General features: G+C 58.2%; 7 protein-coding genes and 1 pseudogene. 4 read left to right on the top strand and 4 right to left on the bottom strand.

Annotation, left to right across the window (positions count from 1 at the left end):
- Together ACVWZJ_RS08110 and cobN are read left to right on the top strand one after the other, a co-directional pair.
- Positions 1-266, top strand: a pseudogene (locus ACVWZJ_RS08110) (hypothetical protein); the annotation flags it as partial.
- Positions 254-2,470 carry a cobaltochelatase subunit CobN gene (gene cobN / locus ACVWZJ_RS08105; protein WP_457395706.1) on the top strand — a complete coding sequence of 739 codons (2,217 nt, stop codon included), beginning with the start codon at positions 254-256 and terminating at the stop codon, positions 2,468-2,470. The pseudogene ACVWZJ_RS08110 and the gene cobN, both read left to right, overlap by 13 nt.
- A gap of 197 nt (positions 2,471-2,667) precedes the next feature.
- Here the strand turns inward: cobN and ACVWZJ_RS08100 are convergent, their stop codons facing one another.
- The 3 genes from ACVWZJ_RS08100 to ACVWZJ_RS08090 form a co-directional block, all read right to left on the bottom strand.
- A complete protein-coding gene (locus ACVWZJ_RS08100; RefSeq protein WP_011431969.1) occupies positions 2,668-2,991 on the bottom strand; it encodes an RNA recognition motif domain-containing protein in 324 nt (107 codons plus the stop codon).
- Positions 2,992-3,237: 246 nt separating this feature from the next.
- Positions 3,238-5,976: a valine--tRNA ligase gene (locus ACVWZJ_RS08095; RefSeq protein WP_011431968.1), complete on the bottom strand. Its 2,739-nt coding sequence runs from the start codon at positions 5,974-5,976 to the stop codon at positions 3,238-3,240.
- An 823-nt stretch (positions 5,977-6,799) separates the two neighbouring features.
- Entirely contained in the window at positions 6,800-7,612 is an 813-nt protein-coding gene (locus ACVWZJ_RS08090) for a phosphatidate cytidylyltransferase (RefSeq protein ID WP_011431967.1), read from the bottom strand.
- A gap of 326 nt (positions 7,613-7,938) precedes the next feature.
- On the opposite strand from ACVWZJ_RS08090, the gene pdhA reads away from it, so the two are divergent.
- On the top strand, positions 7,939-8,940 hold the full coding sequence (gene pdhA / locus ACVWZJ_RS08085; RefSeq protein WP_011431966.1) for a pyruvate dehydrogenase (acetyl-transferring) E1 component subunit alpha: 1,002 nt from the start codon (positions 7,939-7,941) through the stop codon (positions 8,938-8,940).
- A 253-nt stretch (positions 8,941-9,193) separates the two neighbouring features.
- Complete coding sequence (locus tag ACVWZJ_RS08080; RefSeq protein ID WP_011431965.1) at positions 9,194-10,780, top strand: NAD(P)H-quinone oxidoreductase subunit 4; 1,587 nt, start codon at positions 9,194-9,196, stop codon at positions 10,778-10,780.
- 191 nt (positions 10,781-10,971) lie between these two features.
- Here ACVWZJ_RS08080 and ACVWZJ_RS08075 read toward each other — a convergent pair whose 3' ends face one another.
- Positions 10,972-11,151, bottom strand: a complete 180-nt coding sequence (locus ACVWZJ_RS08075; protein ID WP_011431964.1) for a hypothetical protein — start codon at positions 11,149-11,151, stop codon at positions 10,972-10,974.
- Between the last annotated feature and the right edge of the window lie 204 nt (positions 11,152-11,355).

Below are 11,355 nucleotides of genomic sequence, written 5' to 3'. Positions count from 1 at the left end.
GCGCCAGCGGTGCGGAGCACTTTCGCGCCAGCGGTGCGGAGCACTTTCGCGCCAGCGGTGCGGAGCACTTTCGCGCCAGCGGTGCGGAGCACTTTCGCGCCAGCGGTGCGGAGCACTTTGGACAGGGCAATGCTTGGGTAGCGGGAACCACTACGGGAGCCCTTCCTGACCAGTTGAGCGCTGGGAGCTGGGGTGCTTCTGTGCTTCAAGTACAGTCGCTAAGCCTGAGCTTCCTTCTCTTGGGAGAGCGGCCATGCACCGAATAGCTGCTTTGCCAGGGGGATGGGATCCCACCCAGTCCGGGGTCATTTTCCTGGAGCAGGATCCTGCTCCCATTGTTGTTCTCTCGGCAGCCGATACGGACCTGACGGCTTTGAGCGCGGCCATCCGTCTTTTGCCCCAAGACTTTCCGGCCATACGGGCAGCTAATCTGCTGCAGTTGCAACAGCCCCTCAGCCTGGATGACTACGCCGAGAAGGTGCTGCGGCAGGCCCGGCTAATCTTGATCCGCCTGTTGGGGGGGAGATCCTACTGGAGCTATGGCCTGGAGGTGGCCAAGCAGGTGGCAGCCGAGGAGGGATCCACCCTGATCGTCATTCCTGGGGACGATCGCCCCGACTGGGATTTGGTGAGCCATTCCACTGTGCCCCTGGCGGTGGCGGATCGGGTGTGGCGGTACTGGCTGGAGGGGGGAGCGGAGAATGTGGCTGCCTGTCTGCTGTTGCTGGCTGGGGAGTTCCTAGGGGGCCAATATTCGGCGCCGGATCCACAAGGGTTGCCTCGTCTTGGGATCTACCAACCTCCCGTAGCCTCGCCGACGGATCCCCAAGCTCCCAAGGTGGGGATTTTACTCTACCGGGCCCATGTTCTGGCGGGGAATACAGAGCCGGTGGATCAATTGGCAAAAGCCTTGGTGGAGCGGGGGCTACAACCCCTTTGCCTGTATACCTATAGCCTTCAAGACCCAGACTTGCCCCCAGCCATTCGGGATCACTTCGGCGGCCAGATTGACCTGTTGCTCAACACCACCAGTTTTTCGCTGGCGCGGTTGGACAGCCACCAGCCCGACGTGAGGCTGTGGCAGGAGTTGGATATGCCTGTTTTGCAGGTAATCCTCAGCGGTGGATCCCGCCAGAGCTGGGAGGACTCCACGCGAGGACTGGGAGCGCGGGATCTGGCCATGAATGTGGCTTTGCCGGAGGTGGATGGGCGCATCATCAGCCGCGCCGTTTCCTTCAAGGCGGTTCAACAGCGGGATCCCCACTTGCAAACGGAGGTGGTGGCCTACGTGGCTGTGCCGGATCGGGTGGAGTTTGTAGCCGATTTGGCGGCCAACTGGGTGAAATTGCGGCGTACCCCCCCTTCCCAGCGGCGACTGGCTTTGATCCTGGCCAACTACCCCAGTCGGGACGGGCGACTGGCCAATGGGGTGGGTCTGGATACCCCTGCCAGTTGTGTGGAAATTCTCAAAGCTTTGGCGGGAGCTGGCTACTCAGTAGATCCCCTGCCCCAGACTGGAGATGAACTCATCCATTGGCTAACCGAAGGCCAGACCTACGACCCCTTGGGATCCCTGCGCCCGGCTCGGCAATGCCTTTCTGCTGCCCTTTATCGAGAGTGGTTTGCCCGCTTGCCTGAGCCCATCCAGACCGACCTCGTCCGGCAGTGGGGGGATCCGCCCTCTCGAGATATTCCCGTGGTGGGACTGCAGTTAGGGCAGGTGTTTGTAGGCATTCAGCCCCCGCGAGGCTATGACCGGGATCCGTCCTTGAACTACCATGCCCCGGATCTGGTGCCCCCCCATGAGTACCTGGCTTTTTACCTGTGGCTGCGGCAGGTCTTCGCCGTTCAAGCGGTGGTGCATGTGGGCAAGCACGGCAACTTGGAATGGCTGCCTGGCAAGGGATCCGCCCTTTCCGCCACCTGCTACCCGGAGGTTGCTCTGGGGCCAATGCCCCACTTCTACCCCTTCATCGTCAACGACCCAGGAGAGGGATCCCAGGCCAAGCGGCGAGCCCAGGCAGTGATTATCGACCACCTCACCCCGCCCCTTACCCGCGCCGAGCTGTACGGCCCCCTGGCGGATTTGGAACGGCTGATGGATGAGTACGTGCAGGCCCAACAGTTGGATCCCAGTCGTTGTCCCCTGATTCGCGCCCAGATTCAGGAGCTGGTTCGAGCCGAGCATCTAGACCAGCAGTTCAACTTGGAAAAAGAAGAAGATTGGAATCGCCTGGATGGCTATCTCTGCGAGCTAAAAGAATCTCAGATTCGCGATGGGCTGCACATCTTTGGTCGAATCCCTGCCGGTGAGCAGCTTGTTGATCTGGTGGTAGCCCTGGCCCGCTACCCTGGCCACGGGCAACTGGGGATTACTCAGGCCATTGCCCGCGATTGGGGATGGGACTGGGATCCCTTGACCGCCGACCTGACAGATCCTTGGCCAGAGGGATCCCCGAACTCGCCGTAACCCAAGCCAAGCGTTTTATTTTCCTCTCTCAGGGAGCAAGGAAGAATCTTAAGAGTAAGTTGATCGGGATCCCTCATCAACTCCTCTGTTGGAACAATGGAAGCAGGCTAGAGAAACAGCTGGATCCTGGTGCTGCGCTTCAAAACAAGCTCAACTGAGAATCCCTTGCCCAGCACCGGGAAGCCTCAGCAGGCGTTTCAATAGCGAGATTGAAAACTCCGCCGCCGCTCGCCGCCACTGTTCGCGTTACCAGAGCGGAAACCTGAGGTGGGGCGTTCTTCCCGGGGACGAGCTTTGTTCACCTTGAGGTCGCGCCCCATCCATTCCGCCCCATCCAGCGCAGCAATGGCAGCTTGCTCCTCTGCTTCAGAGCTCATTTCCACAAACCCGAAGCCCCGAATGCGGCCTGTCTCGCGGTCAGTGGGGATTTGCACCCGCTTGACAGAACCGTACTCAGCAAAAACAGCGGTCAAATCCGCTTCTGTCACCTTAAAGGAAAGGTTGCCAACATAAATCGACATAGACGATCTCCGAAAGAGAGAGTAACAAAGGGTGAGATGTTCGGAGAGCCGTCTGCCAATACAAAACGTGAAAATCCGTCAAGACCAGAAGAAACGAGCACTACAACCGATAACAATCTCAGCTTCTATCCTAACACAGAAGCAGGGGTTCACCACTTCGATTTCGCGAAATTCTGGGGACATTGCCTTCACACCCCAACTGGCCCGGCCCAAACACTCCGCTGCCCTACCTGCGCTGACGCCACCTCAGCCCAGCTTCTCCAGCCTGGATCCCAGTAACCTCATCTGGGCTTCCAGCTCCGCCAGTTGCTCCTGACTGGCTTGCACCACTTCAGGGTTGGCCCGGTTGAGAAAATTGGGGTTCTCTAGGCGAGCGCGGATCCCTTGGGCCTCTTTTTCCAGCTTGGCCAGGTCTTTTTGCAGCTTGGCCCGCAGCGCTTCCACATCCACCAGTCCTGCCAAGGGCATCAGCACCTGCACCGTGCCCACCACTGCAGCCGCCACCTGTTTGGGCTCCGTGGCCAGGGATCCCGTAATCTCCAAAGCCTCGGCCTTGACCAGATCCCAGATATAAGCTTGGGCAGCCGTCAGGATCCGCTGCTCGGCGGGATCGGTAGTGAGCAAAAGGGCCCTGATGGTCTGATGGGGCTTGAGGCCGGCTTCTGCCCGCAGGTTGCGCAGGCTGGTAATGGTTTGGATCACCAAGCCAAACTCCCGCTCCAGTTGAGGGTCGATCCAACTGGGATCTGGGGTGGGATAGGGCTGCACGGAGATAGAGGTGGTTTGGTTGGCCTGGGTGAGCAGCTGCCAGATCTCCTCGGTGATGTGGGGCATCCAGGGGTGCAGCAGCTTGAGAATGGTTTCCAAAACGGTGGCCAGCACCTTCTGCGCTGCGCGTTTGGAAGCCAGGTCTTCTCCCCGCAGCCGGGGCTTGACCAGCTCGATGTACCAGTCGCAAAAGTCATCCCAAATGAGAGAGTAGAGCAGGCGCGCCCCCTCGCCCAGGCCATAGGCTTCCAGCTCGGCGATAACTTGGGTGGCCGTGGAGTGCAGCCGCGACAGGATCCAGCGATCGGCCAGCTCCAGCGCTTCGGGGGCAGGGGATCCCAGTTGGGCAGGGGTTTGCCCCTCCAAGTTCATCAACACAAAGCGGGAGGCGTTCCAGATCTTATTGGCAAAGTTGCGGGCGGCCTCTACGCTGGCGCTCTCGCCGGTCTTGCGGTCATAGGCCAGGCGGATGTCTTGCCCTGCCCCCACCACCTCCTTGACCAGGGCATAGCGCAGGGCGTCGGTGCCGTATTTGTCCAGCAGCTCCAGGGGATCGATGCCATTTCCCTTGGTTTTGGACATTTTCGCCCCGTGCTCATCCCGCACCAGGCCATTGATGTACACATCTTTGAAGGGGATCTGGCCGGTAAATTGGGATCCCATCATGGCCATGCGGGCCACCCAGAAGAAAATGATGTCAAAGCCCGTGGACATCAGGGAGTTGGGATAGTAGCGTTTGAAATCCTCGGTCTCTTCCGGCCAGCCCAGGGTTGAAAAGGGCCACAGAGCAGAGCTAAACCAGGTATCCAGCACATCGGGATCCTGTTCCACCCGCTCAACTTCTGGGCCAAACTTTTCCCGTGCCTTGAGCAACGCTTCCTCGCCGTTGCGGGCCACCACAAAAGCTTGGGGATCCTCGAGAAGCTGGCCATTGAGGACTGGATACCAAGCTGGGATCTGATGGCCCCACCACAACTGCCGAGAAATGCACCAGGGGCGCAGCTTTTCCAGCCAGCCCGTGTAGACTTTGGTCCAGCGCTCAGGGATAAAGCGGGGGCTATTTCGTTGGTATTCCTCTTCCAAACAGCGAGCCCCCATCCCCGAGACATCGCAAAACCACTGAATGGAAAGCAAAGGCTCGATGGGCACGCCGCCGCGGTCGCTGTGGGGAACGGTGTGGGTGTAGTCCTCCACCTTCTCCAGCAGGCCATGTTCGGCAAACCACTGCACCACCTTTTCTCGGGCCACAAAGCGATCTAGGCCGGTGAAAGGATCCCCGTTTTCGTTGAGGGTGCCGTCTTTATTGAGGATGTTGATGAAGGGCAATTGGTGCCGTTTGCCGATTTCAAAGTCGTTGGGGTCGTGGGCCGGGGTAATTTTCACACACCCGGAGCCAAAGGAGGGATCCACATACTCATCCGCAATGATGGGGATGAGGCGATTTTTAATGGGCAGGCGAATGAACTGGCCGATGAGATGGCAATAGCGCTCGTCTTGGGGGTTCACCGCCACCGCCGTATCCCCCAGCATGGTCTCGGGCCGAGTGGTGGCCACCACCAGATACTGGCTGGGATCCTCGGCCAAGGGATAACGAAAATGCCACAAATGGCCCTTGACCTCTTTGTCGTCTAGCTCAATGTCTGACACCGCCGACTGGGTGGCCGGGCACCAGTTCACCAGATATTCCCCCCGGTAAATTAGCCCCGCCTCGTACAGCCGCACAAACGCCTCGGTTACCGCCCGGCTCAGCCCCTCGTCGAGGGTAAAGCGATCCCGCGTCCAGTCTAGGGATAGGCCCAGCCGCCGCAACTGGCTCTTGATGGCTCCCTGCGACTGCTCCTTCCAAGCCCAAGCTCGCTCCAGAAAAGCCTCGCGGCCCAGATCGAAGCGGGTCTTGCCCTCTTGGCGCAGTTGGTTTTCCAGGATGGTGTGCACGGCGATGCTGGCATGGTCTGTGCCGGGCAGCCAGAGCACGTTGTAGCCGCGCATGCGCTTGTAGCGCGTCACCACATCCGGCAGGGTAAAGGCAAAAGCATGGCCCATGTGCAGGTTGCCCGTCACATTGGGCGGGGGCAGCACCATGCTAAAGGCCTCTCCCGGCGCCTTGGGATCCGCCACATAAAAGCCCTTCTCTTCCCAAAAGCGCTGCCACTTCGGCTCGGTCTCGAAGGGGTTGTACTGGCTGGGCAGGTTGACAGAGGAAATTGCAGCAGTCATAGGGAGGATAGGCCAACGGCTGAGAAGGATGAATCACTTTGATGAATCACTTTATAGAGTAGCAGTTCAACCCTTTGCCCTTCGGGGTAGAGTGGCCCATCGGTCTTGACCCTAATCACACGGCTAGAGAGGGATTTCGAGCTAGGGTACTACCATCCTCAGCTTTGGGTACGGCGTTATGTCCAGATCATTGACGGCAACGGTCCTGATGGCTCTGATGGCTCTATCCCCTGGGATCCCTGCCCTCGCGCAACAGGACTGGAAGAGATCAGAGAGAGACATCCTACTTTGTCGTGGGGAGCCTTTTGAACCAGGCTCTCTGGCAGGTTATGAAGCTTGCTTCAGTGCTCGCCTTCATCCGGATGAACAATCCTGGCCGCCTCCACTACCCCTGATAGGCCTGTATTTTACCCCGCACTCTGACTACTTTTTTTGCTTTGTAGGTGCAGGAAAGCCCGGTAGCCTGGAGGCAATTCTCGTCGGTCGAAGTGGAGAGTTCATCTTTGGCCTAGATAGCCCCTCAACCCCTTCTGAACTAGAAGTAGAAACCCCCCAGATTATCCAGCAGAAGGCCCGCATTCTCGAGGTGGAGGGGGATCCTGGGGATCCTGTTGCCAGTTTCAGGCAACTGGTGGTTTACGACGAAACCGAGTTGGATCTGAAGGGGTTTGCCATAGTGAGTGCACCTCCAGGGCACTTCGGGGATTCCATTTTGCCAGAAGTGTTTTTGGAGCGGCCCGAATGCCAGGCAATTTTGAATTGAGGGCCTTCCGCACCTTCGGCTAGTGGGCGCTCCTGGGTTTGGCAAACTTGCAAGCTGGCTCTACAGCCCAGAGTAAGCGTTGAGCCATTCCATAAAATAAAACACCAGCGGCCCGGTGAATACGTAGCTATCCCCCCGATCCAAAATGCCGCCGTGGCCCGGGATCAGATCCCCGGAATCTTTGACGCCGGCATCCCGTTTCATCAGAGATTCTGTGAGATCTCCCAGCAGGCTGGTTAACCCAATCAAAAACCCCAGAATGCCCCCACTCAACCAGCTCCACGGCCAGCCCAGGTAATAGGCTCCAACCACCGCAAGGGTCATGCTGGCGGCAATGCCGGCTACTGCCCCTTCCACCGTCTTTTTCGGGCTGAGGATGGAGAGCTTGGTGCGCCCAAAGGCCCGACCACACAGGTAGGCCCCCACATCGGCAGCGATCACGCAGCCAATGGCCAGCAGCGTAATCCATAGCCCTTCGCCCAGCCCTTGCGCAAAAGACAAGGCCCTGACCCGAATCCAGAAGCTGGGCAGCAACGCACAGTAGAACAACCCCAAAATCGAGGTGGCAATATCGGCAATGGTGGCCACCTTGGGCTTAAAGAGCAAATAAAAACAGATGATGGATCCCGCCACGATAAAGGCAGGGCTGGTCCACTCCGGCCTCACCTGCTGCAAAATCACCAGCACCTGGCTGGAAAACATGGTGGTGCGCATGGCCGGCGCATTGCCTTTGGCTTGCACCAAGCGAAAAAACTCCAACTGGGCCAAAAAAATGATCAGCCCAATGGCTGCAGTAAAATACCAGCCCCCTAGCAGGGTGACCGCCAACGCAAACAACACCGCCGCAAAACCGCTAACCCAACGGGCTCCCATGGGCGCACCCCGTCACGTTGGCTGGCCAAATACCTCTTGCCCCCGGCTCCAGCAGATCGACGTCCAAGCCGAGAGCAGAAGAAACCCCCCCTCTGGTGTTCAAGATTCGCGTTTGCGGGACGGAGTCCTGATGCGGCTGCTGCAATGGAAACGCCTCTTGCCCTAGCCTTTCAGTTTAACTCCCTTGGCCTCGAAACAACCGCTTTCGGCCCTGCAGGATGGGATTTCCAGGTAAGGTGGCAGACAGACTGGAGCATGAGATAATGGGCAAACCGCAAAGCTCACTGCTGACCGCCTAAGATACCTCTGATTCGTTGCACCGCAGCATGGTTCAAGAACTTACTTCGCGCTCCACAACTGCTCGCATTTCTGCCGAAGAGGCTCGTCTTCTTTATGAAGACATGGTGCTGGGCCGCCTGTTTGAAGACAAGTGCGCCGAAATGTACTACAAGGGCAAGATGTTCGGCTTTGTGCATCTGTACAACGGCCAAGAGGCCGTCTCTACGGGGGTGATCAAGGCGCTCAAGCCCACCGACTACGTGTGCAGCACCTACCGCGATCATGTGCATGCCCTCAGCACCGGGATCCCGCCGCGGGCGGTCATGGCAGAGTTGTTCGGCAAGGCCACCGGCTGCAGCAAGGGTCGGGGTGGTTCCATGCACCTCTTCTCGGCGGAGCACAATTTCTTGGGGGGCTATGCCTTTGTGGCCGAAGGGATCCCAGTGGCGACGGGGGCTGCTTTTTCTGCCAAATATCGGGGCACCGACCAGGTAACCGCCTGCTTCTTCGGGGATGGAGCCTGCAACAACGGCCAGTTTTACGAGTGCCTCAACATGGCTGCCCTCTGGAAGTTGCCCATCATCTATGTGGTGGAAAATAACTTCTGGGCTATTGGCATGGCCCATGAACGCGCCACTTCCGACACCGATATTTACCGCAAAGGCCCGGCTTTTGGCATGCCCGGCTACCAGGTGGATGGGATGGATGTGCTAGCAGTGCGAGAGGCCGCCCAACAGGCCATCGCCCGCGCCCGTGCCGGAGAAGGCCCCACCTTGCTGGAGTGCATCACCTATCGTTTCCGGGGCCATTCTCTGGCCGACCCTGACGAGCTGCGCAGTCCTGAGGAAAAAGAGTTCTGGCGGCAGCGGGATCCCATCAAGCAACTGGAACGCTATGCCCTGGAGCACAACCTAATGACCGAGGCAGACTTCCAAGCCATCCACGCGGAGGTCAGCGCCGTGATTGAGGACGCGGTTCTTTTTGCTCTGGAAAGCCCAGAGCCAACCCTGGACGAGCTGCACCGTTTTGTCTTTGCCGAAGACGAGTAGACCCCCCCAGGTACCGGGGGAGTTCAGGAGCCGAGATCTTGCTTGGCCGGAGGATCCCTGGCCAACTCGGGTGGCCCATCCACCTGGCGGAGCGCTATCGCGCCGGATCCCTTGAGGATCCTCGAGGATCGGCATCAGAGAAACTTTCTCGAGATCTGCGCTATTGCGCAGATTTTTTTGTAAATATCGCTTCCCATTTGTTTACACAGCTTCATATCATTGAGGTATCGAGCATGAGTATTTATTCCCGGTCATGAGCAATCCTCTTGAGTTTCCCTGGCTGTCGGTGCTGGTGCTCTTGCCTCTGCTGGCAGCCTTTGGGATCCCCTTGATCCCCCAGAGCCGTTGGGTGCGTTGGTATGCCCTCGCTGTGGGGGCTTTTGATTTGGGCCTGATGGCCTATGTCTTTGCGCGGCACTATGACCTGCAGGACTTTTCTCTGCAACTGGCGGAGCGCTACGCCTGGGTGCCCCAAATTGGATTCCACTGGTCGCTGGCGGTGGACGGCCTGTCCTTGCCGCTGGTATTGCTGTCCGGTTTGATCACAACCCTGTCGATTGTGGCGGCTTGGAATCTCTCCCACAAGCCGCGTTTGTTTTTCTTCCTGCTGCTGCTGATGTACGGCGCCCAGGTGGGCGTATTTCTGGCGCAGGACATGCTTCTATTCTTCCTGATGTGGGAGATTGAGCTGGTGCCGGTCTATCTGCTCATCTCCATTTGGGGTGGGCCGAAGCGCCAGTACGCCGCCACCAAGTTCATCCTCTACACCGCCGCCGCCTCCATTTTTATCTTGGTGGGATCCCTGGCGATGGCCTTCTACGGCGAGGGCTTCAGCCTGGAGATGGCAGAGCTGAGCGCTAAGTCTTACCCACTGGCCTTGGAGCTGTTGGCCTATGCGGCTTTGCTGATTGCCTTTGGGGTGAAGCTGCCGATTTTCCCGCTGCACACCTGGCTGCCGGATGCCCACAGCGAAGCCTCTGCTCCCATTTCCATGATCTTGGCGGGAGTTCTGCTCAAGATGGGGGGCTATGGCCTGATCCGCATGAATGTGGGCATGTTGTCGGAAGCCCACGTGTACTTCGCCCCTGTGCTGGCGGTGTTGGGTGTGGTGAACATCATTTACGGGGCGTTGGCGGCCTTTGGTCAGAACCATCTCAAGCGGCGCTTGGCCTATTCGTCCATTGCCCACATGGGCTTTGTGTTGATCGGGATCTCCGCCTTCACGGAGCTGGGCATCAATGGGGCAGTGCTGCAGATGATCTCCCACGGTCTGATTGCCGCGGTTCTGTTCTTCCTGACGGGGATCACCTACGAGCGCACCCACACCCTTGCCCTCGACAAGTTGGGAGGGTTGGCCAAGCAGATGCCGAAGGCTTTTGCCCTGTTTACAGCGGGATCCCTGGCCTCTCTGGCGCTGCCGGGGATGAGCGGATTTGTGGGTGAGCTGACGGTGTTCTTGGGCTTGACCACCAGCGATGCCTATGCGCCGACCTTCAAAGCTGGAATTGCCCTGCTGGCGGCAGTGGGTATCATTTTGACGCCCATTTACTTGCTCTCCATGCTGCGTCAGGTGTTCTACGGGGCTCAGGATCCCGGCTTGGTTTTGGAAGACTACCTGGGGGATGTGCGTCCGCGGGAAATGGCGGTGGCCCTCTGTCTGCTGTTGCCGATTCTCGGCATTGGCTTCTACCCGCGCCTGGCTACCCAAACCTACGATGTCACGACGGTGGCGGTAGCTGCCCAGTTGCGCAGTGTGTTGGCAACTGAAATCGTGCAGCGGCCTTTCTTCCCCTCGCCAGTGCAATCGGCTCAGGTGGCGGCTTTGCCTCTGGAGGATTAAAGGGGGGTCGAGACTCGGTTCTTCTTTATCTCTATTCCTTACTCTGTCCAGAAGAGCTGGTGTTCGAGGTGCAACCCGACTCAACTTTCAGCTCTTCTTTTGTTTTTTTTAAGTTTTAAGATTGGATTTAGGATCCGGGATGTTCCTGGGCTGGGATTTTCGTGCAGCCGATTGTTCTTGTGCCGTCCATCCTATCGGTGATCGGTGTGGATAGAGTTTTGTTCCATCAGGTTGAGTTGCACCACCAACCACCAGAGGGTTACATCGGAGTAGGTCGCCCGACGCTTGAGCCGAGAAATGGAGTGTACTGGGTTTTGGCTGTCGATCATCCACTCAGAAGCGATGATTTGGCCGCGTTGCTGAGCATTCATTGTTTCTCCCTCCGCTCGCCAACTGCTCAATACTTAGAATGGCTAATATTTAGGATGGCGAATTTGCACGGGAGCGTGTGAAAAAATATATTACGCAGGGATCCCCAAAATCGGCTAACTTTCTTAGCAATGAGGATCTCATAGGCTGTTGAGTTGCCGATTTGCCGTTCGGGGATCGGACAAAACGTTGCAAAAGGGGCAAAA

The sequence above is a fragment of the Thermostichus sp. OS-CIW-29 genome (assembly GCF_054058195.1).
Note: the sequence above shows the minus strand (reverse complement) of the source record. Positions and strands in the feature narration are given on the sequence as shown.